This window comes from Nocardia sp. alder85J (assembly GCF_020176955.2).
Classification (GTDB): Bacteria; Actinomycetota; Actinomycetes; order Mycobacteriales; family Mycobacteriaceae; genus Nocardia.
On sequence record NZ_JAIUCZ020000006.1, the window covers coordinates 79,345 to 105,358 of the forward strand.

The following is a 26,014-nucleotide window of genomic DNA, read 5'->3' on the forward strand; positions in this document are numbered from 1 at the left end:
CACCGCTCAGCATGCCGCCGGTCGGCGCCGGGTTCCAAGCGCTGCCCGGCACCCGCGGACATGAGCAACAAGGCCACCGGCACGCCGTGATCATCCAATCGGACCGATTCCCTTCCAACGCGGTCACCGTCGCGATGACGTCGACCAGCGCAGGCCCAGCCGTATACCGGCCGGTCATCGAGTTCGACGGCACGCAAACCCGCATTCTCACCGATCAGATCTTCACTGTCGCCCCCGAACGACTCGGCGCGTTCAAAGCAAGCCCGGTCGGAACCGAACCGGCCGAACTGGATAGGGCATTGATGCTGAAGCTGGGACTGCTCTGACCCGATGTGGGTGGGGCAGCCCGCGATCGCAACCGGACGCCAAGCGATTCATAAGGACGATCCGGTGGGATGTGGCGATGAACGAGCAGCAGCACCGGGTCGCGATGGGCGGCACCACCCGATCGGATACACCGCGGCGAGGAATGATCTCGGACGAGCAGTTCGTCCGCGGAACCGACGGTCGCCTGCACTATGCCGCCCCGGCAACCCCTTCCGACCCGGCGACCGCGCCTCGGCCGGGAGCGATGGACCTGTTCGCGCGCAGCCGTTGGTTTCCCGCGCTCGAGGGATGGGCGCGCGCACTGCTCGTGACGCTCGCCTTCTCGATCGACACGGCTCTGCACGCGGCGGTCGCGACCGGAGTCTGGTTCGCCGCCTACGAACACTCCATCGGTCCCCAGCCGGCCATCGTGTGCGCCGTACTGGCCTGGGCTGTCGTTTCGTTCGTGCACCGGACATTCTTTCAGCGCCTGACCTACACCACGATCGGCAAGGCCGTGTTCGGGCTGCGCCTGCACAATCCCGGCGACTATCCGATCACCCTCTGGCAGCTCATCAAATTCTGGTGCTGCGCGGTATTCATGTGCCTGGCAAACGTCGCCGACATGTTCCCCTGAAACGCGATACACCACACGCGCACGCGACGGTCCGTGCCTCACAGGGCGCCTCCGAGCCGGAAACACCCTGTGCGCCACGACTTCTACAGCATGCAACTCACGCAGCCCTCGACTTCGGTTCCCTCCAGGGCCATCTGGCGGATGCGGATGTAGTAGAGGGTTTTGATGCCCTTGCGCCAGGCGTAGATCTGGGCCTTGTTGACGTCGCGGGTGGTAGCGGTGTCCTTGAAGAACAGCGTCAGCGACAGGCCCTGGTCCACGTGCTGGGTGGCGGCGGCGTACGTGTCGATGATCTTCTCGTAGCCGATCTCGTACGCGTCCTCGAAGTATTCGAGGTTGTCGTTGTCCATGTAGGGCGCCGGGTAGTAGACGCGCCCGATCTTGCCCTCCTTGCGGATCTCGATCTTCGACGCCACCGGATGGATGGAGCTGGTGGAGTGGTTGATGTAGGAGATCGAGCCGGTGGGGGGTACGGCTTGCAGGTTCTGGTTGTAGATGCCGTGTTCCATCACCGACGCCCGCAACTCACGCCAGTCGTCCTGGGTCGGGATGCGCACCGCGGCGTCGGCGAACAGTTGCCGGACCCGGTCGGTGGCCGGCTCCCAGGCCTGCTCGGTGTACTTGTCGAAGTAGGTACCGTCGGCGTACTTCGAATTCTCGAAACCGCCGAAGGCCCGGCCGCGTTCGATCGCGATCTGGTTGGAGGCCCGGATCGCGTGGTAGGCGATCGTGTAGAAGTAGATGTTGGTGAAGTCGACGCCCTCGGCGGAGCCGTAGTGGACGCGCTCCCGGGCCAGGTAGCCGTGCAGGTTCATCTGGCCGAGGCCGATGGCGTGGGATTCGTTGTTGCCCTGCTCGATCGACGGCACCGAGTGGATGTGGGTCTGGTCCGATACCGCGGTGAGCGCGCGGATCGCCGTCTCCACCGAGCGGGCGAAGTCCGGCGAATCCATGGTCTGGGCGATGTTCAGCGAGCCCAGGTTGCAGGAGATGTCCTTGCCGACCTCGGCGTAGGACAGGTCGTCGTTGTAGACCGACGGGGTGGAGACCTGCAGGATCTCCGAGCACAGGTTGGAGTGGGTGATCTTGCCCGCCACCGGATTCGCCCGGTTCACCGTGTCCTCGAACATGATGTAGGGGTAGCCCGACTCGAACTGCAATTCGGCCAGCGTCTGGAAGAACTCGCGCGCCTTGATCTTCGTCTTGCGGATGCGCTTGTCGTCGACCATCTCGTGGTACTTCTCGGTGACGTCCACATCCGCGAACGGCACGCCATAGATACGTTCCACGTCGTACGGCGAGAAGAGGTACATGTCCTCGTTCTTGCGGGCCAGTTCGAAGGTGATGTCCGGGATGACCACGCCCAGCGACAGCGTCTTGATGCGGATCTTCTCGTCCGCGTTCTCCCGCTTGGTGTCGAGGAAACGGTAGATGTCGGGGTGGTGCGCGTGCAGATAGACCGCGCCCGCGCCCTGGCGCGCGCCGAGCTGATTGGCGTAGGAGAACGAATCCTCCAGCAGCTTCATGATCGGGATGACGCCCGAGGACTGGTTCTCGATCTTCTTGATCGGGGCGCCGTGCTCGCGAATGTTGCTGAGCAGCAACGCGACTCCGCCGCCGCGCTTGGACAGCTGCAACGCGGAGTTGATGGAGCGCCCGATGGACTCCATATTGTCCTCGATGCGCAACAGGAAACAGGACACCGGCTCGCCGCGCTGCTTCTTGCCCGAATTGAGGAAGGTCGGGGTGGCGGGCTGGAAACGACCGGAGATGATCTCCTCGACCAGCTCCTGCGCCAGCGCCTCGTCACCGGCGGCGAGGGTCAGCGCGACCATGCACACCCGGTCCTCGAACCGCTCCAGGTAACGCTTGCCGTCGAAGGTCTTCAGTGTGTACGAGGTGTAGTACTTGAACGCGCCGAGGAAGGTCGGGAACCGGAACTTCTTCGCGTACGCCTGCTGGAACAGCTTCTTCACGAAGGCCCGGCTGTACTTGTCCAGTACCTCGGCCTCGTAGTAGTTCTCCCGGATCAGATAGTCGAGCTTCTCGTCCAGGTTGTGGAAGAAGACAGTGTTCTGGTTGACGTGCTGGAGGAAGTACTGGCGAGCGGCGGCGACATCCTTGTCGAACTGGATCTCGCCGTTCGGGCCGTACAGGTTCAGCATCGCGTTGAGGGCGTGGTAGTCGAGGTCCTCGGTGGCGGCCTCGTTACTGACCGGACGCTCTAGGCGGGCCGTCTTTCCGGCCGGTGCTGTGGTCGTTGCCAAAACAATCCCAATCCCTCTCGGACGCGCTCGACGTCCTCCGCGGTTCCCATGAGTTCGAAGCGATACAGGTACGGCACCCCGCACTTGCGGGAGATGACCTCTCCCGCATAGCAGTACGTCTCACCGAAGTTGGTGTTGCCCGCCGCGATGACGCCGCGCAGCAACCCACGATTGTGCGGATCGTTGAGGAACTTCGCCACCTGTCTCGGGACGAATTCCTTGTCGGACCGGTTGCCCCCCAGCACATGCCGCCCGCCCCCGTAGGTCGGACAGATCAGCACATAGGGTTCGTCGACCCGCAGCGAGTCGGCGGTGTGCAGCGGGATGCGGACGGCCGGGAGTCCCAGCCGCTCCACGAAGCGGTGCGTATTCTCCGATGCGCTCGAGAAGTAGACCAGCAGATCGTCCATCGCAGCCACTCCCCTTCCCACCGCCCGCTGCACCCAGCGCGACGGCGACAGCAGCTCAGGCCACCAGGGCGGCCAGAGACTTGATGCGGTCCGGACGGAAGCCGGACCAGTGGTCGTCGCCGGCGACGACGACGGGGGCCTGCAGATACCCCAGCGCCATGACGTAGTCGCGGGCGTCCGGATTCTCCGAGATGTCGATGACCTCGTAGTCGACGCCGACCTTGTCGAGAGCGCGGTAGGTGGCATTGCACTGGACACACGCGGGCTTGGTGTAGACGGTGACGGTCATAGAGTTTCCCTCTCTCTTCATCCTCGACCCGATGCAACCTTGCAGTGCACGACTGGCAGATCCATGTGGTGCTACGCAAACCCCGGAAAGAACGAGCAGCATCGGACGGTGGCCCAGCCAACGCCGGGCGCATGCCCGCCACAGGTCGGCGAGAGCCCAGCGTTGCCAGGTTCCGCGCCGTGACCGGCTCGGAACCCGCGTCGCCTTCCAGTACGCCAGACACTACACCTAGTGGCCGACAGAATCATCCAACACGACATGTTGCGAGTCACAGGCGTGGAATTCGCCAGGCGTAAGTACCTGGACAGACGATCCCGCAACTCGACACGACAGTGGCGTAGATCACGATTTCACACTACAGTTCCTTCTCAGCAAACTCATCTCCCCCATTCGTCACAGGGATCTCATCCATCCCGGAAGTCCCGAAAAGTCCCGGAAGCACCGCGCACCCCTCACGCCACTTGCCGTCCACGGCCGATACGCCACCGTCGTCCAGGCGAACACACCACCCCCGTACACAGCACCAGGGCCCGCTCCCGTCGAGGTGCGACGGGGGCGGGCCCTGGCCGGACGCGCGAGCGGCGGCGCGTGTCAGGCGGCGGCGATCTCGATCGTCGAGATCAGCGCGCGCAGCGCGCCGGCCAGCTCCGCGAGCGCCTCGGCATCCTTGCTCGGGTGCGCCTCGGCGAAGCGCGTGCCGATGCCGCCGAAGTGCACGGTGGCGTCCTCCACCACTGCCGCGCCCGCGACGCCCAGCGCCTTGACGGTGTCGGCGTGCGCCCACTTCGCGGCGTTCGCACTGATCGACGCGCTGATCACCGCGACCGGCTTGCCCTTGAGGGCGCCGGTGCCGTAAGGCCGCGACACCCAGTCGATGACGTTCTTCAGCGCCGCCGGAATGGTGCCGTTGTATTCGGGTACGAACAACACCAGCGCGTCGGCGTCGGCGACGGCCGCCCGGACCGCGGCGGCCGCCGCGGGCACCCGGCCCGCCACATCGATGTCCTCGTTGTAGAAAGGAATCTCACCGAGGCCCTCGTAGATGCTCACCGCCACGCCCTCCGGGGCGTTCTGCGCCGCGGCCTCGGCGAGCTGCCGGTTGATCGACGCGGCCCGCAGGCTGCCGACGAGCGCGAGAATGCGAGTCTGGGACATGGACGATTCCTCCTGATGCGGTATTGCGCCGCGTGGCGCCTCTGCGACACGATAACCGGACTATGGTCCGCTTCTATTCCGACCCCCGAGGAAGTCAGCCGTGAACCGCGACACAGACGCCCGGACCGACCCGTGCGCCGAGGATCCCTGTACCGAGCCGTGGCCGAACCAGCTGCCGATCGAAGCGGTCTCGGTCGACATGCCCGGCCACGATCTGATCGGCGGACTACCGGTGCTGCTCGGACATCCCGAGCGCAGCGACGCCGCCCGCAACCGCCAGTTGCTGCTGGACGCGGCCGAACAGCTGGTCCGCGAGGAGGGCGCCGACGCGGTCACCATGGACGCGGTCGCCAAGCGGGCCGGGGTCGGCAAGGGCACGGTGTTCCGCCGGTTCGGCAACCGGGCCGGGCTGATGCTCGCGCTGCTGGACCAGTCCGATCGAAAACTCCAGGCCGCCTACATGTTCGGGCCGCCGCCGCTGGGACCCGACGCGCCGCCGGTGACCAGGCTGATCGCCTTCGGCCGGGCCCGGCTGGCGCTCATCGAGGTCGAGGGTGAGATCCGCCGCGCCGCCGATCGGGGCAGCCACGCCAGCGCCCCCTACAACATCGCGAAAACCCATGTGGCGCTGCTACTCCGGCAGGCCGGAGCGGCCGGGGACATCCCGCTGCTGGCCGACACCCTGCTGGCGAGCCTGGACGCCGCACTGGTGCTGCACCAGATCCGCGTCCTCGGTTACACGCCGGACCAGATCGTCGGCCACTGGGAACATCTGGTCCGCACGATCGTCCCGGCCTGAGACACGTTCACCCGGCACCGCCGGAGCACGCGCTCACCCGGCCCGGCGGCAACGCACACTCGCCCGGCCCGGCCGGAACACACTCCCCCGGCCCGGCCGAGGAGGCGCACACTCACCCGCCCGCGAACGGCGGCAGTACATCCACCCGGGAGGTCAGCACGGTGGCGTCGTCGCGGGTCAGTTCGTCGTCGACGAGGAAGGCGCACACCTTCAGCATCGGCCCCAGATCGGGGCCGTAGGCGCCGGCCAGCACGCGGCGCAGGTCGGCGACGGTCGCGTCGGCGGGCAGGTCGAAACGTTCGCTCGCCTTGCCGACCGCGTCGGCGATGGCGGCGAAGTAGCGGATCTCAACCACCGATTGCTCCCATCGTTCGTTCCGGTGGTGCGAACCCCTCGGCGCCGATGCCGTGGCCGGCCCACTTGTTCCACATCGCGCCCCGCCACACCGTGGCCACCTCGGCGTCGGAGGCGCCCGCGCGCAGCAGACTGCGCAGATCGTATTCCTGGTCGCTGAACAGGCAGGACCGCACCATACCGTCGGCGGTGAGCCGGGTGCGGTCGCAGTCCCCGCAGAACTTGCGGGTGACCGAGGCGATGATGCCGACGGTGCCGGGACCGCCGTCGACCAGCCAGGTCTCCGCCGGCGCCGACGGATCCGGGCGGCCGGCCGCGGACAGCGCGAAACGCGTGCCCAGCACCTCCAGCAGTTCGGCGGCGGTGACCATGTTGACCCGGGCCCACTCGTGATCGGCGTCCAGCGGCATCTCCTCGATGAACCGCAGCTCACACCCTTCGGCGAGACACCATTGCAGCAGATCCGCTGCGCCGGAGAGTGTTTCGCGCATCAGCACCGCGTTCACCTTCACCGGCGCCAGCCCGGCCGCATGCGCGGCCCGGATGCCCGCCTGCACCGAGGCCAGCCGGTCGCGCCGGGTCAGCCGGGCGAAACCGGCGCGGTCGACGGTGTCCAGCGAGACGTTGACCCGGCGCAATCCGGCGGCCGCCAGGCCGCGCACCCGATGCTCGAGCCCCACGCCGTTGGTGGTCATGGCCAGCGGCGTGCCCGGCACCTCGCCGCGGCAACCGGCGAGGATCCGTTCCAGGTCGCGCCGCATCAGCGGCTCGCCACCGGTGAAGCGGACCTCGCGCACCCCCAGCTCGCGCACCGCCAGCGCGACCAGCCGCACGATCTCCTCGGCGGACAGCAACTCCTCGGCCGGAATGGCCGGCAGCCCCTCCTCCGGCATGCAGTAGGTGCAGCGCAACGAGCACTTCTCGGTGATCGACACCCGGAGGTCCCGGGCGACACGGCCGAACTTGTCGACCAGCTCGGGTGTGTCGGGCCGGCCGTCGAGCGCGGGCCGCCCGCCCCGTACGGCGGGCAGTCCCATGAGTACGACGGTCATCCGCCCATAATATGTACTTGATCGTTGGCTTGATACAGCAGCGCTGACGCAGTTGGCCTACCTGCGGATCTACCGCTGTGGTCGTTGGCTGGCGTTGGCTGGTCGGTGCAGTTGTTGCGTACCGTCTGCGTACCGGAGGGCCGGACATGGACGAAGCCGCCACCGGTGAGGGTGACGGCTTCGATGCGCCGATGAGTGTGGTGGCGCAGCGCCGATCGTACGCCCGCGGAGTGCTCCGTTTCCCCTGCACGGACGAACCGATCGGTCGTAGCGTGGACAACATGAGTGTGGTGGGAGAGCGGGTGAAGAATGCCCGAAAACGGTCAGGCATGACCCAAAGGCAGTTGGCGGACGCGGCCGGCGTCTCGCTGTCGCAGCTCCGCAAGATCGAGCAGGGCGACTATGAACCACGCCTCGAGACGCTGCGGGCGGTCGCGGTCGCGATGAACCTCCGGACCACGGCGCTACAGGCCGCACCCGACTACGAGATGCCCGACAGCGACACCGAGGCCCAATGGCAACCGGTCATGCACGCTCTGTTCGGCAACATCGCACAACCGGACGAACCAGCGACACCCGAAGGCATTCACGCGGTGCTCGAGACGGTACAGGGCATGATCAGCGCCGACCGCTACCGCGAGGTTACGGCGTTGCTACCCAACCTGATTCGGGATGTCGACAGTCTCGACGACGGCCGGGGTCCGCGGTTCAAGGTGCTGAACGTGGTGGCATCACTTCTCGCGCAGACCCGCCAGTTCGAGGCGGCGGATGCTGTGCTGGATCGGGCGGTCGACGTAGCGGAGACGGCGGTCGAGGCGGCAACCGCAATCGACACACGCCTGTGGGCGTTGCTTCGGCAAGGCAGGCTCGATGACGCTCGCACGGTAGCGGTCAACTGGGCCGACGATATCGAGCCTCGGTTCTCGCGCGCGAATCTGCAATCGGTGGCGATGTGGGGCCGCCTGTGGCTGAAGATCGCGAACGCTGCCGTGCGCGACAACCAGCCTGGCGAGGTCGAGGACGCGCTGTCGCTGGCTCGGGCCGCTGCTGCCCGCATCGGGCACGACGTGTACGTAGAACGGCTCCTGGGGCGCACGTTCGGCCCGCTCGAGGTGTCCTACATCTCAGCGGAGTCGTTCGTCATCGCACGCGAGCCGGAAAAGACACTGGCGATCGCCGCGAAGGTGCCGGCCGCAGTGATCGAACCGGCGGGGTCGAGCCGCATGCGGCACAAGCTCGACGTGGCGAATGCTCATGTTCAGATGGGCCGCTACGGCGAGGCGCTCGACGCCTTCCGGACAGTGCAGCGGACAGCGCCGGAATGGCTTGTGCAGCAACGTTATGCGCGTGACATCCTCGGAACGATCGTGAGCAAACGGCGTACGTTGACCCCGGACATGCGAGAGTTGGCAACCGCAATTCGGTTGGACTACTGACCATTTAGATTCATCCTACGAATGTCACTTCCGGTCGGCTCGATCCGGAAGTGACATTGTTCCGCGCCCTCGCTGCCTGTGACGCTCGTTACAGGTCCCGGCGCTGAAATGCATTGGCTCGCAACCTGCGCCCCGAGCGGGTAGCGCCGGGACCCCTTTACCGGAAAGGGGGACCGCGGATGCCCACCGATCACGCGAGCGCAGAGACACGGGTACTGGACCTGCTCGCACCCGGCGGACTGCTCGATGTCGAGCAGATCGCGCGGCAGGCGCACCTCACCGGGCGAGCGGCCCGCACCGCCGTGACCACGCTCGCCCGGCGTGGCTGGATCGCCTCACCCAAAGGCGCGGCCCGCTGGAACATCACGACCCTGGGCCTCAAGGCGGTGCGCTGATGGGTGTATTCGTCGTGACCCTCGGCGGCGTCCTGTCGGTGGCCTACCTGCTGTACCTGCTGGTCGCCTACTGGCCGACCAAACCACCACCGGACCGGTCCGTGGACGGTATCCGCGCGCGCGTCGAATCCGAACACGCACGGGACAACCGGTGACCGGCCCCGATCTCGGCCCGTTCCGCCCGCACCACGTCCGCGACGGGTGGCGACTCGAGGGCGACCACCGCGGCGAATGGTCTCTGGTCCTGCCCGCCGGGAACCAGGTCGCGCAGATCCGGGCCACTGGCACCGAGTCGGTCTCATGGACTGTCTACGCCTCGAGTGGGGCCGTGGTCCGTGAGGCGTCGGCGGTCAGCGTCGAGGCTGCACAGGAACACGCCTGGCGCTACCTGTGCGGCGAACGTATCAACGAGTGAACAGGAGACAGTGACCGATGGGCCTCGATGACGAAGACGGCTACGACGACGGCCTCACCTCCCAGGACGTCTACTACAGCCGACTCGCCAGCCTGAAAGCGCACGGACCACAGGACATGTACGAATCCATGCGCGCCGGCGGACCACCGCCACCGGAACCCGGCGACGGGTATTGGGGGAAGTTCCGGTTCTACACGCACCACGCGAAGAACAAGCCCGAGTACGCGCGCCTGCTCGACGAACTCGGACCGCCGCCGGAGTGACGGCGGTCTAAGCACTCCTTAGACCCGCGCGGAGCCTGCCGAGCAGCTGGGTGTGACCCAGCTGCTGGACCCTTCCTCGTGCGCGCCGAGGCTGCGAAAGAGAGTGACGTCCTGTCACCCAGTTGCTCGTGCGACGCGAGCAACTGGGTGACGACCTCGCTGATAAAACCATCGAGGTCGAGAGTGAGCCGAACTCACTCTCAACACTCGCCCGACACGAACGGTACGCAGTCCGTGCGTACCCCCGGCATTTTTGCCGACCCCTCTGAACAGCAACTTTGCGGGACTACCCGGACTGGGGTATGGGTACCCACGGTGCACCTGAACCGCTGTCACAGCAGTCCAGCTGATATCCGCCGGACGTACACCAGGTCCCTGATCAGCAAGAACCGCTTGTGGCAGATCTGCCACAAGCGGTCTCGGGTACCGCCGAGGGGATGCCGATCCCGCACACCCCCAGGAAATCCCAGCTCCGGAACTATTTGCCGACGCCGGCAACATGACCGGTCACGCATCCGGCGCAGGCTCCACAGCCCCATCGCCGTACACCAGGAAGAACCGCGCACCCCGCCACCCGGCGGTCACCTCGGCCGGAAGCAGCGCCCGGCGGATCCGCGCAGGCTTCCCCGCGCGCAGCTCCTCCAACTCCCGCTCCCGGCATTCCAGCTCCGGCCGGAAGTCGTAGATCTGCCGGACGTCGTCATGACACGCCTCCCGCAACCGGGCCACCCGCCGCTCCGCGGCCTCGATGACGATCGCGCGCACCCCATCGAAGTGGGTGCGCGTCGTCGACCGCTTCGCCCGCAGCATCACGCACCGCGCTTGCCGGCGTTGTGCACAGCCCAGCGCGACTCGGCGGCCTTCACCTTGTCGGCATCCTTGTTCGGCGAATCGACGTTCACCCGCGCGACCAGCAGCGCCAGCGTCCGAGCGTGCGCGCGGTACTCCGCGATCCCCGGATGCAACCGCACGATGCCCGACGCGGACACCGAACGCTCACCATCCTCGGCGATCACCTGCTGTAGCGACTCCATGCGGTCGCGCAGCTGCCGGATCGTCTCCAGCAACTCACGGCCGCGCGAATCCACCTCCAAGTCCGCCTCGTCGATGTCGGCGAGCAGGGTATCCACCAGCAGATCCCCGGCGGACTTCACCGGTACAGCGGCCAGTTTCCGGGCCATTCAGAGCCTCCAAGGGGTCAAAAACGGGTATTTCCTGCATTGCAGCCAGCAATATGTGCAGTGCCTCCCGCTGAACGTGCGCGCCCCAGGGAGGGGGTGTCGACGCGGTGTCTCTGCGACCGCTCCCCAGGGCTGCGGGCCGGTCAGAGCGCGGCGGGCTTGGGGAGATCCTTGGCGTAGCTGACCTTGAAGGGGTCGCGGGTGAGTTCGGGGATGACGTCCTCGCGCATCGACTTCGTGGGGACTTCGGGTGTCGTGTTGGGCTTGTTGTTGCTGCCGGTGGTGCTCATCGGGGTTTCCCTTTCGGTTGTGTGACGGGTCTTCGGTGGTCAGCGGTCGGGGTCGTACTTGCGTGCGTCGACCAGGAATGGTTTCTGGTAGGCGCCGGGGTGGCTGACGCTGAGCCTGCTCCGCATCTGCTGGACGTTGTGCCGGGTGACCTCGTATGCCTGCTCGGCGTCGACGGCGCGCTTGAGTGCCCGCGCGTACTGCGGGGCTTTCTCGGCGAGGATGGCCTTGGTGGACGCGTCGAAGGACACGCCGCGGCTGCGGAGGTACGAGGGGAGTTCCTGGAGGAGTACGCCGAGTTCGGCTGGTTCGGCGTGGCGGAGGAGTGCGACCGCGGCACCGGCGACGCCATCTTTGGCGGCGTCGAGTTGGCGCTGTGCCCGGTTCCAGTAGCGGGTGTTGCGGAGTTCCTGGGCGGTGTCTCCGTCGGGGGACAGTTCCCGCTGGACGCGTTCGAGGTCGGCCTTGGTGGAGTCGCGGAGTTGTTCGGTGGTCTGCATCACGGCGTCGATGGTCTTGCCGGCGGGTGTGGTGGCGAACTCGCTGATGCGGGCGCGGAGTCCGTCGGGGCTGTAGTCGTCGGTCTTGATGGTGCGGAGCCATTTGTCGAACTGGTCGCCGACTGCCTCGAGGGATGCCTGTGCGCGGCCGACGGTGGTGGTGTCGTTGACGCTGGGTGCGTTGAGGAACTGCGCGCCGGGCATGACGGGCTGTACGTATTCCGTCGGTGACTGCTGGGGTTGCGCGTCGACGATGAGCGGGGTTTCGGTGTAGGCGGTGGGGATTCCGGTTTGCATGGTCTTCCTTTCGTCAAGTGACGCTTGTCAGTAGGTGGCGAGGTGGCCCATGGATTGCTGTTCCTGGAATCGGTCCAGGTCCCTGACCAACTCGTCGTTGTTCATCACATGCATCGGTCCGGTGATCTGGATCGACCGGTCGTGTGTGACGTTCTGGGGGCCGCCGGTCGGCTGGCTGAACGTGTCGGGGGCGATGCGGACCGGTGACCACTGCGAGGCAGCGATGGCCTTGATCTGGTCCTGCCCGAACCGTCCGGCGTTGATGGCCTCGAGTTCGGGCCGGTGCCGTGCCGCGGCGAAAGCGTTGACGACGTACTCGCCGGGAGAGACCATGGCGCGGATGCCGTCGGAGCGTGGGCCGCCGGGTCCGGTGATGAACCCGCCGTCGGCGTAGCCGTGGCCTTGTCCCCACTGCGCGGACAGGTCGCCACCGTAGCGGGCACGGTAGTAGTTCAGTGCCGCAACAACATTCGCTTGCGGGTCGTAGATGTCGGTGGACAGGGACTTGTCCCGGTAGGCGGCGAACGTCGGGTCGATCACCTGAAGCAGCCCCTTGGATGGGGTGCCGGCCTTGGCGTTGGAGTCCCAGTTGTTGATGGCACGCGGGTTGCCGCCGGACTCGGACTGGATCTGCGCCTCCATGAGACCGACCTGTCCGACATTGAACCGTTGCCGCTGGAGCGCCCAGATGCTCAGGTCATGCCATTGGCCGCCGCCGCCTCCGGTTTTGGGGATGCTGACGGACCCGATGACGCCGAGGTCGGGGTTCACGCTGCCGGTGCTGTTGGTCCCGGTGCCGCCTGTGCCGCCGGGTGAGGACGCGGCGGGGGCTTGGATGCCGGGCAGGTTCTGCGGGGTGTAGGCGTAGCTGCCGCCGAGAACGGACAGGTTCGGGTTGTCCTTGTTCGCCCACTTCGCGAACAGCTCGACGTCTCGGCCGTAGTAGCCGCCGTTGAGGATCGAGCCCTGGAGACCGAGAGAGTCGAGCACACCTTCGGTGAGGGCACCGGCGAAGGACGCGGCGATACCGGGGAGGGTGTACTGCTTGGGCAGCTGCCCGCCGGTGGACTCCAGTGCGTTCTGTGCCTGGAGGTATTTCAGGTCTGCGGCTTGGCGGTCCTGTGGGGTGCTGGTCGGGTCGTTGTAGACCCGGTTGCGGTCGCTGTTGGCGGCGTCGACTGCGGCCCGTCCCTGGATCCGCTGGATCTGCTCGGTGGACATGCGGCCGGGCAGCGGCGCCTGCGGGTACAGGGTGGTCGGCGGCGGGGTGATCGCGGGTCCGGTGGCCGGGTCGGGCCGCAGTTCGTCACGACGGTTCGGGTCGTCATCCTCGGCTGCGCCGCCGATGTCGAAGCGGGCGAGACCGGCGGCGCGCGCCTTGGTGTCCCGGAGCTGTTGGAGTTCGCCGCGCTGGATGGCGCGTCGCAGTGCGTACACCTGCGACTGCCCGCCGAGCCTGTCGACGTCGGCGACGGTCAGCACGTGCTCGCCGGGCATCAAAAGCGACGGTACCGAGTCGCGACCGGGGATTCCGCCGGTGATCTCACCGCCGAGGGCGCGGCCGCCGACGTTGCCGCCGGTGATGGTCTTGTTGTCGCCGGAACCGGGGTTCAGGGCCTTGCGTGCGGCGGCATCGAGGTCGATGGACTGGACGTCCCACCCGACATAGATTTTCGCGTCGTAGCGCTGGGTGGCGATCTTCTGGATCTCGGACTTGGCGTCCTCGTCTTTCACGACGACCTTGACGGACCCGTCCGGCAAGTGCTCGATCGCGTTGCCGGTGTCCTTCAGTTTCTGTTCGGCGTCGGCGGTGAGTGATTGCACGACAACGGTTTTCGCGTCCGGCACGGCAGTGATGGCCGCGCCGAGGTCCGCGAAGGCTTTACGGCCCTGCTCGGTCAGTTCGAAGGAACCCGCGATCGCCTCGTTGGTGCGGCGGGCATCCTCACCCATCTTGCCGAGCGCACTGTTGGTGTTGTTCAGCTCGCCACCGAGGGTCGCCGCGGACTCGCCCGCGTCGTTCAGGGCGTTCTTCAGCTGCGCCAAGTCCGGGATACCGAGCTGTAGGCCCGATTGAGCGGCTCGGGTCTTGGCCGTTTCGGCGTTGTCGGTGTACTTCTTGACCGCTTCGGGCACACCGGCGAGCGCGGCCGCGATCTCCTCATCGGTCAATCCGGTGAGCCCTGCACCGGCCCAGGTACCGCCGGCGGTCCCCTTCTGCGCCAGAATCGCGGCGATCAACTGATCGTTTATGCGGCCCTTCGCATTCGGGTCAGCACCGGCGGCAGCCAACGTCAGGTCGTGGGTATTGACGCCGAGCGATTCGGCGCGTTCGAGGAATCCGCCCTTCTGCAAGTCTGCGGCGGCCTTCTCGATGGTCGCTTGAGTGGCGCGGCCGGTCTGCTTGTCGAGGGTCTGGCCGAGCGCCTCGAGTTGCTGCCGCTGCTTCTCCGCTGCCTCGCTGGCCCGGTCGTGTGCCGCGGTCAACAGGCCCAGTCCGGCCACACCGGCGCCGAGCGCCACACCCCACGGTCCGCCGAGGAATCCGGCCAATCCGCCTGTGGCACTGGCGAGTTTACCGACACCCTTCGGCCCGGCGGTGTCGGCAAGGCCGTCCCTGAACGACCCGACGGACTGGTTCGCCAGGTTGACACCCTGCTTTGCCAGATCCAGCAGCGGAGAGACGGTCTTGAAACCGACATACGCGGCGACCGCATCCCGGACCAGGCCGGGGTGTGCGCCGAGCAGATCCGCGGCAGCGTGGAGGAACGGCAGCGACACATCGGCCCACGCCTTGAACCCGCCGGTGACACCTTCGACCAGGTGCGGAATATCCGACAGGACCGGCTTCAGCTTGTCCAGCTCCGCGCGCGATTCCTGGAAGAACCGCTTCATGTCGTCTTGTCCCGCAGTCGATTTCAGGAATATCGACATACGGCCGGTGAGGTCGTCGAGGGACTTGAGAGTCTCGCCGTTGTCACCGGCGGCCTTGAACACCGAGCCGATCGAGGAGCCGAGGTGCTCGGTGATCCGGGCCAGTTCCTTGCCGGACTCGATACCGTCGCCGATCCACTTCTTCAGGGAGCCATCCGCCGAGGTGCGCTTGATCAGGTTGTCGAAGCGGACAGCCACATCGTCGACGTCCTGTCCGAACTTCGGCAAGAAATCCGACCCGACGGAGACCAGCTTCAACACGGCATCGGTCAACGGCCCGGCGGCCCGCGCGGCGTTGGCGAACGCCACGCTGGCGTTGCCCATCGCGTGACTGAAATCGGCCTTCGCGCTGTCGGTCGACAGTGCCGCCAGCGATCCACGCAACCCGCTGTTGATGGCGGTGTCGATACCGACGATTCCCGATTTCAGGGCCGGAAGCTGTACAGCGGCAACGTCTTTGATGCCCTGTCCGAGTCCGGCCGTGAGCGCGTCCTGTGCGGCCTTGCGGGTGTCGGTCCACGCCGGACCCAGCGACCGGATATCGCCGACCAGCTGTTGCGCGTTCGGCGACAACTTCGCCATCGCCTCGGCGACCTTGTCCGCGCCACCGCCGGGCGCCTTGTTCAGCTCCGCTTGTGCGCGCGCCAATCCCTCTGTCGCGGAAGTCAATTCGTGCTGCGCCGAGGTGACCTGCTTCGACCCCTCCACACCCTTCGTGTTCGCTTCGGCGGTGTCCTGGGACTGGTCGTTGAGCTTGTTCTGCGCCTCCGACTGGCGAATCAGAGCATGCTGGTAGTCGTCGGCCGCCTTCTTGCGGGTGTCGGCGTCGGCGAACGGGTCGTGCTGGACCTTCGCCAGGTTGCGTGCCGCCTCGTCGACGGCGATCGCGGCATCGGCGACGTTGAGCTTCTGCTCCTCGAGGGACAGGTTCATGTCGCGGATGGAGCGGTCCGCGTCCTTGTACGCCTCGGACAGGCCGGTGGTCGCTGTGCTCACCCGGTACTCGGCTTCGCTCACCGCGTCCAGGCGTTCCCGCTGCTGCTCGGCCTGGTCGCCAGCGGGCGGCTGCTGGTTGATCGCCTTGAACGTGTCCGGGATGCCCTTGAGGCCGACCGCGACCGACCCGACACCGGCCAGACCGGCGAAACCGACCGCGGGCAGAACTCCCAGTGCCTGTGACGCTTTGGCCGCCGCACCGGCGACCGCGAGGAGATCCGCGACCGCACCGGACGCACCGAGCACGCCGAGCACCTTGAGGTTCACGGTGCCGGCGGACTGGAGGCCGTCCACCAACTTGCCGAAGTCCCGGCGAGCCACACCGGAGCTGGCGCGATCCATACGCGCCTGAATGTCCGCGGTGCGCGTGCGGGACAGTTCGGCCAGCCGCGCCTGTGTCTCTTCGACACCCGCCGTGCGCGTCTGGATCTGGGCGACCCTCTCCCGCGCGATCGCGTCCAGGCGGGCCTGTGCCTCGGGGGCGTCCTGGACGCGGAGCAGGATATCGGCGTCCTTGGTGAGGTCCATCGCCTTGAGTTCGGCGCGTGACTTCTCGAGGAAGCCAGAGAACGACGGAGAGATCTTGATCGACGCGGAACCCGCTGAGTAGTCCACCATCAGGCGGCCCGGCGGCGGAGGGGACGCGGTGGTTCGGGTTTCGGTGGCCGGGCGCGCATCATAATTCGCTCGAATTCGTCATCGTCGAGTTCGGACAAGAACACGACAACGCCGTCGACCAGAAATGAGGTCGGATCCGCTTTCATGTCACCTTCTGCCGATAGAAGAGATGCCCGCGGGCCACTGATCCCGCGGGCATCTCCGTTCCGATCCGTGTCTCAGGAGCCGAGCTATGTCCCCGTTTCGGTGACAATTCGACGGTAGACCGGTGTTATTCGGCGAGTCCAATAATTCCGCCTATGTAGGCGATTTCCGATGTGTCCGCGCGTATTCTTCGACCATTTCGCGGCGGTACCACAGCGCGCGACCGGTCAGCCGGACCGCGCCGAGTACCGGTCCCAGTTCGCGGACGTGCCGCGGGGAGAGGTCGAGCAGTCGAGCAGCCTCGGCGGTGGAGATGACGTCGTGGACGGGGTCGCGGTGCATGGCCCGTCCCAGGTACTCGAGCGCGACTTCCACTTCGGGGTCCGGAGCGAGGCGCGCGAGACGCCGGCGAGTGCTCAGCAGGTCGAGCGACCGGAACAGTCGGCGGGCGTCGGCGTCAGGGAAGTGCACCGTCCACCACCTCATCCGGGTGCCACTCGGTCCAGTCCTTCGGCCCGGCGCCGGTCAGTCGCCGGTACCGGATCGGTCGGCGGGGTTCGCGCGCGGCGACGATTGCCAGCGCGCCGATTTCGACAGCGGCATCGAGAAGGGTCGCGCGGTCGGCGGGACTGATCCGGCCGTCACGCTTCGCCTGTACATAGACAATCTGGTTCGGTTTCAAGGCGAGCAAGTCGACCGGGGAGCGGCTACCGGCACAGCGGTACACCTGGTAGCCGTCGGCCCGGAGCGCGTCGCGGAGCTGCCATTCGAACGCTCGGCCACGCTGATACTGCGTCATCACTGCCTCTCTTCTATGTGGGTGTCGAAAGTGTCGAAACTGTCGAATCCGTGGAAACGCTGCTGGTCGGTGAGCTGGGGTTACTCATCTCTTTCGACACTTTCGACACTTTCCCCAGTGGGGGGACGGTCGTAGGTCCCGCGGGTTCCCCAACCGCGATGCGGTGCCGGTTCCGTGGTCGGTGTCGATGTGCCGGTCCTCCCTGGGCGCGGCGCATGTCCAGCGGTGTCGGAGCGACCGGTCGGTTCTCCTGGACTTCACCCTTAAATGCACTTCCAAGCGACTCAAGTGACTCACCCGCTGCGACCTGCGCTTTTCCCGGATCTCCAAGTGACTCACGCACCGGGTCAAGTGACTCACCCTCGATGTCCGAGTCCGCGCCTGAGTCATGTGAGTCACTTGGTGAGTCACTTGACACCCCCTCCGGAAACATGCCCTGAACTGGGGTTTCTTCCGGTGAGTCACTTGAGTCACTTGAAGGTGCATTTAAGGTCGTACTCAGCGAGTCTTTCCAGTTGTCGCGGAGGGCGATCCGCTCGTACCGGCGCACCTGGTTGCCGTTGATCCGGGGCCTGCTGATGAACAACTCGGTCACCACCGCGCGGAGGTCACGCCCGAAGCCGGAGGCGCTGCCGGAACGGTGGCCGTTGTCCTCGGACCACGCCTTCCAGGCCACATACAAGGCCATCGGATCGACGTGTACATCCGGGCCACGCACACAGCACTCCCGCACGAACGCGGAGATCGGCGACGCCAAATCCATCATCAAGGTGGCGGCGTCGTGCGACGATTCCGGCACCGTGAAACGACCGTTGCGATAAAGCCGATCCAGGCCGTCGAGCGCCCAGCGAAGAATTCCGGGCAGTTCCGGTTTCAGGCGCGCGTCCAGCGTCCTGTCCTCCTTGCCGAGGAAGCTCCTGGTCATTTGCAGGATCAGAAACCTGTTCGCGATAGCACCGGAGGCGTCGCCGAATCGCGGCAATTCGTTGGACAGGATCACGAACCGAGTGGGCAGTTTCCCGGACCACGGCGTCTTGAATTTCTTGTCGATGGTCAACATGTCCTCGCCGGTGATGGACAGCAGACGCTCGACGACGGTATGCGCGCTGCCGTTGCCCAAGCGCGCGTCCGCGATGATGGCGAGAGGCTTTCCGATCAACGGCTCCAGTCCGAAATTGGTCGACATCGACGACAGGGTGGGCCCGCACGCATTGTTGGCGCCGATGAGTTCCTTCAACATCCGGGTGTAGGTGCCCTTGCCGGAACGGGTGGGACCGATGAGCAACAACAGCTTCTGCATGTCCGTGCGCCCGGACAGCACGTACCCCGTGTACTCCTGGAGCAAGTCGACCGAGGCTTGGTCGTCGGGCCACACCGAGGCCAGGAAGTCCAGCCACACCCGCGGTTCCGGGGCGTCCGGGTCGTAGTCGAACGGGACGCTGACGAGATTGAAGAACGCCGGGGTGTGCTCGGACAGGGTGCGGTTCTCGACATGAAGCAGGCCGTTGCGGCACGCGATGATCGCCGACCGCATCGGGGCACCGTCGAGCCACGCCGGCGGGTCGATCGTGCTGCGCATGTGACCGACCGCCGCCATCGCCTCCATGACGTTCGCGACCTTGTGCCGGTTCGGATTCCAGTCAACGGGGAGACCGGCTTCGTCGAGGTACGAGACTTTCTCGAGGATCCGGTACACATGGCTGCGCAGACCGGCGTGGTCCTGTTCTTCCCAGTGGGTTCCGGTCCACTTCATCCAGCCGCCGCGCCAGGCCGCCAGCGTCGGCATGCCGTCGTCGCTGCGGAACTGGCGGAACAGCTCGCGGGCCACCGGTAGCGGCGCGCTCGGAGGGGGGAATTCGCCCGAAGGCGCGGCATCGGATGCCGCGCCCTGGGTGTCGTCGTCGTGGGTCACGCACCACCCCCGCCGAGGCGGTGGTACATGCGGATGGTGTCGGTCACGCTGCCCTCCTTGAAGATTCGGGTGTCTGGAGCTGCGCCAGGATCCGGCGTTCGATCTCCCGCCAGTGCCGCTCGGCGCGGACGATCAGGCCGCCGTACTCGCGCCACCGCGGCAGGATCTCGCCCGGGTCGTTGTCGATGGACGCGGTCACGATGGACAGATCGCGTGCGGCCCAAGCACTCTGGTGCCGGTACCGCCGGTCCGCCTGCTCCAGCTCCGCGAGCAGATCCTGTTCCTCGAAGCTGTAGTTCGGCCACCGCCCGAAGACGCCACGACCGAGCAGACCGCCATCGGAGTAGCAGTAGCTACCGTCAGCGGCCACCACCCACCTCCTCGTACGCGGCCAGCAAGGAGATCGCGACGTCCACAAGCTCCTCGGCGTCGTCCAAGGTCACGTCTACGTGCGTGCCGTTGCCGAGCGAGAACCGGATCGGCCGGTCGGGGTCACCCGAGAGGCTGAACGACGGTGTGCCGCAGGCGATCTGCACGGACGTACCGGAGTCCAGACCCTGGACGTACCGCTCCAGATCCGCGTGGCTGAAGCTGTTGCCGGTCACCGGGATTCGAGCGTTCACTGTCCCGCCTCCCGTGCGACCTGGGCCAGGTGGATCAGCGACCGGCCGAGAGCCTCCGCTTCGTCGACGGAGAAGAACAAGCCTTCCCCAGCGGCGGACAAGTAGATCGGCTCACCCGAGGGTGAGGCTTCGGGGGCGTAGACCGCACGTGCAGGACCGGTGATCGGACGGTTCATCCGCACCTCGTCGCAGCCCGAGGCGCACGCGCGCAGCTGACCACCGCCGGGGAGAGGGTTCCCGACCGCAGCGGACGAGGCATTGGACGGCAAGATCCGTGCGCAGTAGCAGCACACCGTGCCGAGACGCGCATCGGCGCCGAAGTCGAACTGGGCGCTCACCGGGTCACCGCCTGGCAGTCGATGCAGGAGACCGGGACGTTCAGGACCGAGGGCACGCGAGCGATCAGGTCCCCGCAGTCACGGCAGCGGATGTACGTCTCGTCCGGGCCGGCGAACAGCTCGTCCAGCGGGATGTGGAGCACACCGTGCCCGGCGGCGAACGCTTCGGCTACGCGCAGGTCCCGCTTGCCGAGCAGAGTGTTGCCGAACTGCACGGGGTCGAGGCCCGCCTCGGTGGCGACGGCCTTGATACCGAGCCCCTGTTCCTGCATGGCCGCGGCGATCCGGGCGCGAACGGCGGCGTCGTGCTCGGCGGATGGGGTGTGATCGGTGTCGGTCTGGTCGCCGCGTCGGTGCGGCTGTAGCGTGTTCACGAAATCTTCCTTCTGGTGAGGGTGGGTTTCGATGGCCCGAGAGCGGCTCCTACCCCGCTCTTGGGCCGCTTGCGTCCGGCGTCCGGTCGGGCTCACGCGACCTCCGGATTGCCGCCCCGGCGACTGGCGGACTCCTGCTCGGCAAGCCACTTCTCCAGCTCCGAGCGCTTGTAGACGACCTTCTTGCGGCCGAGGGTGCAGCAGGCAGGACCGCGGTCGTCCGCCCGCCAGTACCGCAATGTGCCCTCCGCGATGCCGGTCAAGGCCGACACCTCCCGCGTCGACAGGTACTCCCGCATCTGTCCAGCCGATTCCATCTGAGTCTCCTGCATGTAGTAACTGCGTCTGGTGCAGACAAACGCTAGAACCGTTGACACTGCTTGTCAAGCAGTGCGACCATGCACCTCATGCAGATTGAGGACGTGAACCGGTTGATTGGCGAACGCGTGGCCGACCTGCGTAAGGGCAGGTTCTCTCAAAGTGAGCTGGCGCAGCTCTTGTCCGAGAAGCTCGGGAAGGCAATCGATCCGACCACGGTTACGCGTCTCGAGGGAGGCAAGCGCCCGGTCGCGGCAACCGAATTGGTCGCTCTCGCAGAGATATTCGGAGTGAGTCCGGCCGCATTACTTCCCGACTGGGCGCCCGACGACTCCGACCCGCGATATCAGCTTGCACGACAGCGGACCCGAGCGCTGGTCGAGTTGGCCCGGATCCGAGACGTTACGTACGGATACCTTCGCGAACGCGCCGCGCTTCAGCAGATTGTGGACAGGTTGATAGCGAAGGGGCTGATCCCCTCGGGCGCCAGTTCATCGGCTGTGGAGAACCAGCTTGCCTTGGCGATAGAAACGCTAAACACCAAGCCGGAGAGCCAGATTGATGATGCACTCTTCCTCTGGAATGCCAATGAGCGCAACGAGACGTAACCGCCGTGCAGGCGTCGAGGACCTGTGGTTCAAGTCCGAACGCCGAGAGGATGGCACCACCAAGAAGGTGCCGACCCAGCTGCACGAGAAGGGCAAGCGCTGGCGGGCCCGGTACGTCGACGACGCCGGCCAGGAGCACACGAAACGGTTCACCAAGAAGGCCGAGGCGGAAACGTGGCTGACCGGCCAGATGGCGAGCGTAATCCAGGGCACGCACGTGGCACCGAAGGATGCCAGAGCCACGGTCGGCGAGTGGGCGGACACATGGCTGGGCACGTACATTGCCAGACCCCGAACCGTGACCGTGACGAAATCTCAGGTCACCGTCATCAAGGCCGATATCGGGCACGTGCAGATGGCGCAGCTGCGCCCGTCGACCGTGAAAGCATGGGTCGCCCGGCTCAACGCGCGTGGGCACGAGCCGTCCTACGTACATGCGCTGCATGCGCGGCTGTCGCAGGTCCTCGGCGACGCCGTGCGCGACGGGATGTTGGCCCGGAACCCGTGTTCGAAGCACACCTCACCGCCCGCCGGGAAACCGAAGGTCTACTGCGCCACCACCGCCCAGGTTTGGGCTGTGCACGATGCGATGCCGGAATGCATGCGGTCGGCGGTGCTGCTCGGTGCGTTCGCGGGTCTGCGGATCTCGGAAGTGGGCGGCCTTCGCCGCGAGGATGTGGATTTCATGCGAGGGATCGTGCATCCGCATCAGCAGTGGGGCGGCGGCCCGCTGAAGACTCGCGCGTCCGAGGCGCCGATCCCGGTCCCGAACGATCTGGCACTGCTGCTGTCGGCAGCCTTGCGAAAGTTCCCGGGTCCGCATGTGGTCAACGATGAGTTCGGCAAGCCGGTGTCGCCCGAACGCATCGAGAAGGCCATCCGGGGGGTGCGGCCCGCTGTCGGCGGGTTGCCGCCGAAGTTCTCCTTCCATGATCTGCGCCACTTCTACGCGAGTGCCCTCATCGCTGCGGGCTCGAACATCAAGGTCGTTCAGGCACGCCTGCGGCATGAGAGCGCGACCACGACGCTGGACACGTACGGCCATATGTGGCCCGATACCGACGAGTCGAGCAAGGCTGCGATAGCCGCGGTTATCGCGGCACGGCCGACCGCTCCCGGAGCTACTGCGTACTCTCTGCGTACCGATGGGTAAGTATTCGCAGGTCACAGCCGATATATGCTCATCCGCCCATTATGTCCACTCATTGATCTCACGCCCACCCGGCGGGGACCGGTGAGCAGGCCGATCGACCGGCCGGTATACACCGGTGGCGGGCCGGTTTCGCGGCCGATCGGCGATAGCGCCGATGATGCGGAGACAGCCGCCGATTCGCACCGCGGATCCGGAAGTCACACGCGCATGCACCGCCGACGGGCGCCGCGAAATTCCGGACCCGCGCGATATCTCCGGTTCCGGAACATCCGTCCGGGCCGCCGTCACCGGGCGGTGACCGGTCGGTACCGGTCGCAGGCCACCGTTAGGCTGGCCTGATGAGCACCCGGCCCGCACCCGCCTCGGCGTGGTCCGTCGACGACCATCGTGATCGTGTCGAGCAATTGCTGCGCCCGCTGGCCTGGCGTGCGGTCGATCCGGCGCCGATGGCCGAGGCGCTGGGGCGGCGGCTCGCCGAGGATGTGCGCGCACCGGTCGAGCTACCGGTGTTCCGCAATTCCGCGATGGACGGCTACGCGCTGCGGGCCGAGTCGGTGCCCACCGCCCCGGCCACGCTGCCGCTGGCGGGCGTCATCGCCGCCGGCGATCGCGGCGACCGGCCGCTACCACCCGGCGCCGCGGTGAAGATCATGACCGGCGCGCCGATCCCGCCGGGCGCGGACTGCGTGGTGCCGGTCGAGGAGACCTCGACCGACGGCGTCACCGTGACGATCGGGCAACGCTGCGCGGCAGGCGATTTCATCCGCGAACCGGGCAGCGACGTGCGGGCCGGGCAGTTGCTGGTGCCGGCCGGCACGCTGGTACAGCCGCGGCACATCGCGGCGCTGGCCGCGGTGGGCCTGACCACGCTGCCGGTGTTCCGGCGGGTGCGCGCGGCCGTGCTCACCACCGGCGACGAACTGGTGCCCGCGGGCACGCCGCTGGCGCCGGGCCGGATCTACGATTCGAACGGGATCGCGCTGGCGGCGGCGCTGGCCGCCAACGGGGCCGAGGTGGTGTCGGTCGAGCACAGCACCGACGATCCGGCGGTGTTCCGCGAAATGCTTTCCGCGGCAACTAAATCCGCGGACGTCGTCTTCACGTCCGGCGGCGTGTCCAAGGGCGACTTCGAGGTGGTCAAGGATGTACTGGCCACACTCGGCGGCGAATTCGGTTCCGTCGCCATGCAACCCGGCGGGCCGCAGGGCGTGAGTGTGATCGACGGGGTGCCGGTGCTCAGCTTCCCCGGTAATCCGGTCAGCACCCTGGTGTCGTTCGAGGTGTTCGCGCGCCCGATCCTGCGCGAGCTCGCGGGCCTGTCCGCGATACCGAAATATACGGTGCCGCTGCGTGATCCGGTGCAGTCACCGGCCGGTCGCCGGCAGTTCCTGCGCGGCCGGCTGGAATCCGGTGCGGTGGCCCTGGTCTCGGGCCCCGGATCGCATCTGATCGCCGCGATGGCCCAGGCCGACGTCCTGATCGACATTCCCCCGGCGGCCACGGAACTGGCCGCGGGCTCGAACGTGGAAGTGCGCGAACTATGAGCGACCAGCCCGGCGACTCCCGGTTGTCCCACCTCGATGCCGAGGGCCGCGCCCGCATGGTGGACGTGAGCGCCAAATCCGACACCGTCCGGACCGCGGTCGCCGCCGGGGTGCTGCGCACCACCACGCAGGTGGTGGATCTGGTCCGGGCCGACGACATGCCCAAGGCCGACGTGTTGGCGACGGCCCGGATCGCGGGCATCATGGGCGCGAAGAAGACCTCCGAGCTGATCCCGCTGTGCCATCAACTGGCGCTGTCCTCGGTCGACGTCCGCTTCGGTTTCGCCGGCGACGCCATCACCATCGAGGCCGTCGCGAAGACCAAGGGCCCCACCGGTGTCGAAATGGAGGCGCTGACCGCTGTCGCCGTCGCCGGGCTCACCCTGCACGACATGGTGAAGGCCGTCGATCCGGGCGCCGTCCTCGACAATGTCCGGCTGCTCACCAAAGACGGTGGGAAACACGGTCGTTGGGACCGGGCGCGGATCGGCGAACCGGAACCCGCGCCCGCGGCCTTCGATCCGGAACCGGTATCCGCCACCGGAAGCCCGGATCCGGCCCCGCTCCGCCACCGTCCGGCAACTCCCGCCGACGCCGAAACCGTCTCGCCCCGAGCCGATTCGGCGCTGCCGGCGGCCGGAAACGGTGGTGAACATCACCCTCACCACCGAGCCGAACCCGAGATCCAGCGGACCGCGGCCGTGCTGGTGGCATCGACCGGCACCGCCGCCGGGACCCGCGTCGACACCACCGGCCCGGTCCTGGTGGAGTGGCTGCGCGAGCGGGGTTTCCTGGTCCACGGCCCCCTGGTCTACCCGGATGCCGAGATCATCACCGGCCTGGCCGACGCGCTGACCGGCAATCCCGCGCTGGTGATCACCACCGGCGGCACCGGCGCCTCCCCCACCGACGCCACCCCGGAGGCGACGCTGGCGATCCTGGACCGGGAACTGCCCGGCGTGGCCGAGGCGATCCGCCGGTACGGCGCCGAGAAGTTCCCGCTGGCGGCGCTGAGTCGCGGCGCGGCCGGTCTGGTGGGACGCTCGGTGGTGGTCAACCTGCCCGGTTCACCGGGCGGAGTGCGAGACGGCATCGCGGTGCTGGAGCCGCTGCTCGATCATCTGCTGGCCCAGGTGGCCGGAGGAGGTAGGCATGACTGACACCCTGTCGCCGGTGCGGCTGGCCCGGATGGACGAGCGGCCGCTGGATCCGGCCGAGGTCGAGGCCGCGGTCACCGGACCGCACTACGGCGCGGTCGTCGTGTTCACGGGCAAGGTCCGCGACCACGACGGCGGGCAGCCGGTGACCTCGCTGGAGTATTCGGCGCATCCCCAGGCCGAGCAGTTCCTGCACCGGGTCTGCGCCGAGGTGGCCCGGGAATCGGGCCTGCCGGTGGCCGTGGTGCACCGGGTGGGCTCGCTGACCATCGGGGATCTCGCGGTGGTGGCCGCGGTGGCCGCCCCGCACCGCGCCGAGGCGTTCGCCACCTGCGCCGACCTCATCGACCGGATCAAGCACGAGGTCCCGATCTGGAAGCGGCAGATGTTCGCCGACGGACTGTCCGAATGGGTCAACGCCTGCGGGCACTGACGACGCCGGGATGCCGAAA

32 protein-coding genes are annotated in these 26,014 nt (G+C 67.0%); 13 read left to right on the forward strand and 19 right to left on the reverse strand.

Going from position 1 to position 26,014, the window contains the following annotated elements; genetic code table 11:
* Positions 1–11: 11 nt before the first annotated feature.
* Both LBW94_RS23450 and LBW94_RS23455 read left to right on the forward strand, forming a co-directional pair.
* The gene (locus LBW94_RS23450; RefSeq protein WP_225061755.1) at positions 12–326 is read left to right on the forward strand and encodes a type II toxin-antitoxin system PemK/MazF family toxin; all 315 of its coding nucleotides are present in this window, start codon (positions 12–14) and stop codon (positions 324–326) included.
* 77 nt (positions 327–403) lie between these two features.
* Positions 404–943 (forward strand): RDD family protein, encoded by a 540-nt coding sequence (locus LBW94_RS23455; protein ID WP_225061756.1) that lies wholly within the window; start codon positions 404–406, stop codon positions 941–943.
* 83 nt (positions 944–1,026) lie between these two features.
* Here the strand turns inward: LBW94_RS23455 and nrdE are convergent, their stop codons facing one another.
* From nrdE to LBW94_RS23475, 4 genes are all read right to left on the reverse strand, one after another.
* A complete protein-coding gene (gene nrdE / locus LBW94_RS23460) occupies positions 1,027–3,108 on the reverse strand; it encodes a class 1b ribonucleoside-diphosphate reductase subunit alpha (protein WP_255635141.1) in 2,082 nt (693 codons plus the stop codon).
* 59 nt (positions 3,109–3,167) lie between these two features.
* The gene (gene nrdI, locus LBW94_RS23465; RefSeq protein WP_225061758.1) at positions 3,168–3,620 is read right to left on the reverse strand and encodes a class Ib ribonucleoside-diphosphate reductase assembly flavoprotein NrdI; all 453 of its coding nucleotides are present in this window, start codon (positions 3,618–3,620) and stop codon (positions 3,168–3,170) included.
* Positions 3,621–3,675: 55 nt separating this feature from the next.
* Complete coding sequence (locus LBW94_RS23470; RefSeq protein WP_225061759.1) at positions 3,676–3,909, reverse strand: redoxin NrdH; 234 nt, start codon at positions 3,907–3,909, stop codon at positions 3,676–3,678.
* A gap of 591 nt (positions 3,910–4,500) precedes the next feature.
* Complete coding sequence (locus LBW94_RS23475; protein ID WP_225061760.1) at positions 4,501–5,064, reverse strand: NAD(P)H-dependent oxidoreductase; 564 nt, start codon at positions 5,062–5,064, stop codon at positions 4,501–4,503.
* A 199-nt stretch (positions 5,065–5,263) separates the two neighbouring features.
* Between LBW94_RS23475 and LBW94_RS23480 the strand changes: the two genes are divergently transcribed.
* Entirely contained in the window at positions 5,264–5,863 is a 600-nt protein-coding gene (locus LBW94_RS23480; protein ID WP_225061788.1) for a TetR/AcrR family transcriptional regulator, read from the forward strand.
* Positions 5,864–5,975: 112 nt separating this feature from the next.
* Here the strand turns inward: LBW94_RS23480 and LBW94_RS23485 are convergent, their stop codons facing one another.
* Together LBW94_RS23485 and moaA are read right to left on the reverse strand one after the other, a co-directional pair.
* Complete coding sequence (locus tag LBW94_RS23485) at positions 5,976–6,218, reverse strand: MoaD/ThiS family protein (protein ID WP_225061761.1); 243 nt, start codon at positions 6,216–6,218, stop codon at positions 5,976–5,978.
* Positions 6,211–7,269: a GTP 3',8-cyclase MoaA gene (gene moaA / locus LBW94_RS23490; protein WP_225061762.1), complete on the reverse strand. Its 1,059-nt coding sequence runs from the start codon at positions 7,267–7,269 to the stop codon at positions 6,211–6,213. The genes LBW94_RS23485 and moaA overlap by 8 nt, the downstream gene beginning before the upstream one ends.
* Before the next feature lie 146 nt (positions 7,270–7,415).
* On the opposite strand from moaA, the gene LBW94_RS23495 reads away from it, so the two are divergent.
* The 5 genes from LBW94_RS23495 (at position 7,416) to LBW94_RS23515 (ending at position 9,778) form a co-directional block, all read left to right on the forward strand.
* A complete protein-coding gene (locus tag LBW94_RS23495) occupies positions 7,416–8,705 on the forward strand; it encodes a helix-turn-helix domain-containing protein (RefSeq protein ID WP_225061763.1) in 1,290 nt (429 codons plus the stop codon).
* Positions 8,706–8,884: 179 nt separating this feature from the next.
* Entirely contained in the window at positions 8,885–9,100 is a 216-nt protein-coding gene (locus LBW94_RS23500) for a hypothetical protein (protein WP_225061764.1), read from the forward strand.
* Positions 9,100–9,255, forward strand: coding sequence for a hypothetical protein (locus tag LBW94_RS23505; RefSeq protein WP_225061765.1), 156 nt, complete (start codon positions 9,100–9,102; stop codon positions 9,253–9,255). Before LBW94_RS23500 ends, LBW94_RS23505 begins: the two co-directional genes overlap by 1 nt.
* Positions 9,252–9,515: a hypothetical protein gene (locus tag LBW94_RS23510; protein WP_225061766.1), complete on the forward strand. Its 264-nt coding sequence runs from the start codon at positions 9,252–9,254 to the stop codon at positions 9,513–9,515. The genes LBW94_RS23505 and LBW94_RS23510 overlap by 4 nt, the downstream gene beginning before the upstream one ends.
* A 17-nt stretch (positions 9,516–9,532) precedes the next feature.
* Entirely contained in the window at positions 9,533–9,778 is a 246-nt protein-coding gene (locus LBW94_RS23515) for a hypothetical protein (RefSeq protein ID WP_225061767.1), read from the forward strand.
* A 507-nt stretch (positions 9,779–10,285) separates the two neighbouring features.
* Here LBW94_RS23515 and LBW94_RS23520 read toward each other — a convergent pair.
* From LBW94_RS23520 to LBW94_RS23580, 13 genes are all read right to left on the reverse strand, one after another.
* Positions 10,286–10,588, reverse strand: coding sequence for a hypothetical protein (locus LBW94_RS23520; RefSeq protein ID WP_225061768.1), 303 nt, complete (start codon positions 10,586–10,588; stop codon positions 10,286–10,288).
* Positions 10,588–10,959 carry a hypothetical protein gene (locus LBW94_RS23525; protein WP_225061769.1) on the reverse strand — a complete coding sequence of 124 codons (372 nt, stop codon included), beginning with the start codon at positions 10,957–10,959 and terminating at the stop codon, positions 10,588–10,590. Before LBW94_RS23525 ends, LBW94_RS23520 begins: the two co-directional genes overlap by 1 nt.
* A gap of 143 nt (positions 10,960–11,102) precedes the next feature.
* Positions 11,103–11,249, reverse strand: coding sequence for a hypothetical protein (locus LBW94_RS23530; protein ID WP_225061770.1), 147 nt, complete (start codon positions 11,247–11,249; stop codon positions 11,103–11,105).
* A gap of 39 nt (positions 11,250–11,288) precedes the next feature.
* Positions 11,289–12,044, reverse strand: coding sequence for a hypothetical protein (locus LBW94_RS23535; RefSeq protein WP_225061771.1), 756 nt, complete (start codon positions 12,042–12,044; stop codon positions 11,289–11,291).
* 27 nt (positions 12,045–12,071) lie between these two features.
* The gene (locus LBW94_RS44245) at positions 12,072–16,592 is read right to left on the reverse strand and encodes a transglycosylase SLT domain-containing protein (protein ID WP_323137909.1); all 4,521 of its coding nucleotides are present in this window, start codon (positions 16,590–16,592) and stop codon (positions 12,072–12,074) included.
* A 297-nt stretch (positions 16,593–16,889) separates the two neighbouring features.
* The gene (locus LBW94_RS23545; protein ID WP_225061772.1) at positions 16,890–17,207 is read right to left on the reverse strand and encodes a hypothetical protein; all 318 of its coding nucleotides are present in this window, start codon (positions 17,205–17,207) and stop codon (positions 16,890–16,892) included.
* A complete protein-coding gene (locus LBW94_RS23550) occupies positions 17,194–17,535 on the reverse strand; it encodes a hypothetical protein (RefSeq protein ID WP_225061773.1) in 342 nt (113 codons plus the stop codon). The genes LBW94_RS23545 and LBW94_RS23550 overlap by 14 nt, the downstream gene beginning before the upstream one ends.
* Positions 17,536–17,548: 13 nt before the next feature.
* Positions 17,549–19,447 (reverse strand): DNA primase family protein, encoded by a 1,899-nt coding sequence (locus LBW94_RS23555; RefSeq protein ID WP_225061774.1) that lies wholly within the window; start codon positions 19,445–19,447, stop codon positions 17,549–17,551.
* Positions 19,448–19,490: 43 nt separating this feature from the next.
* Complete coding sequence (locus LBW94_RS23560; RefSeq protein WP_225061775.1) at positions 19,491–19,817, reverse strand: hypothetical protein; 327 nt, start codon at positions 19,815–19,817, stop codon at positions 19,491–19,493.
* A complete protein-coding gene (locus tag LBW94_RS23565) occupies positions 19,807–20,070 on the reverse strand; it encodes a hypothetical protein (protein ID WP_225061776.1) in 264 nt (87 codons plus the stop codon). The genes LBW94_RS23560 and LBW94_RS23565 overlap by 11 nt, the downstream gene beginning before the upstream one ends.
* On the reverse strand, positions 20,067–20,408 hold the full coding sequence (locus tag LBW94_RS23570) for a hypothetical protein (protein ID WP_225061777.1): 342 nt from the start codon (positions 20,406–20,408) through the stop codon (positions 20,067–20,069). The genes LBW94_RS23565 and LBW94_RS23570 overlap by 4 nt, the downstream gene beginning before the upstream one ends.
* A complete protein-coding gene (locus tag LBW94_RS23575; RefSeq protein ID WP_225061778.1) occupies positions 20,405–20,782 on the reverse strand; it encodes a hypothetical protein in 378 nt (125 codons plus the stop codon). The genes LBW94_RS23570 and LBW94_RS23575 overlap by 4 nt, the downstream gene beginning before the upstream one ends.
* 92 nt (positions 20,783–20,874) lie before the next feature.
* A complete protein-coding gene (locus LBW94_RS23580) occupies positions 20,875–21,099 on the reverse strand; it encodes a helix-turn-helix transcriptional regulator (RefSeq protein WP_225061779.1) in 225 nt (74 codons plus the stop codon).
* 90 nt (positions 21,100–21,189) lie between these two features.
* Here LBW94_RS23580 and LBW94_RS23585 point away from each other — a divergent pair, with 90 nt between their 5' ends.
* From LBW94_RS23585 to LBW94_RS23605, 5 genes are all read left to right on the forward strand, one after another.
* Positions 21,190–21,708, forward strand: coding sequence for a helix-turn-helix domain-containing protein (locus tag LBW94_RS23585; RefSeq protein WP_225061780.1), 519 nt, complete (start codon positions 21,190–21,192; stop codon positions 21,706–21,708).
* Positions 21,689–22,861, forward strand: coding sequence for a tyrosine-type recombinase/integrase (locus tag LBW94_RS23590; RefSeq protein WP_225061781.1), 1,173 nt, complete (start codon positions 21,689–21,691; stop codon positions 22,859–22,861). Before LBW94_RS23585 ends, LBW94_RS23590 begins: the two co-directional genes overlap by 20 nt.
* Positions 22,862–23,199: 338 nt before the next feature.
* Positions 23,200–24,405, forward strand: a complete 1,206-nt coding sequence (gene glp, locus LBW94_RS23595; RefSeq protein ID WP_225061782.1) for a gephyrin-like molybdotransferase Glp — start codon at positions 23,200–23,202, stop codon at positions 24,403–24,405.
* The gene (moaCB, locus tag LBW94_RS23600) at positions 24,402–25,565 is read left to right on the forward strand and encodes a bifunctional molybdenum cofactor biosynthesis protein MoaC/MoaB (protein WP_225061783.1); all 1,164 of its coding nucleotides are present in this window, start codon (positions 24,402–24,404) and stop codon (positions 25,563–25,565) included. Before glp ends, moaCB begins: the two co-directional genes overlap by 4 nt.
* Positions 25,558–25,995 (forward strand): molybdenum cofactor biosynthesis protein MoaE, encoded by a 438-nt coding sequence (locus LBW94_RS23605; RefSeq protein ID WP_225061784.1) that lies wholly within the window; start codon positions 25,558–25,560, stop codon positions 25,993–25,995. Before moaCB ends, LBW94_RS23605 begins: the two co-directional genes overlap by 8 nt.
* The last annotated feature ends 19 nt before the right edge of the window (positions 25,996–26,014 follow it).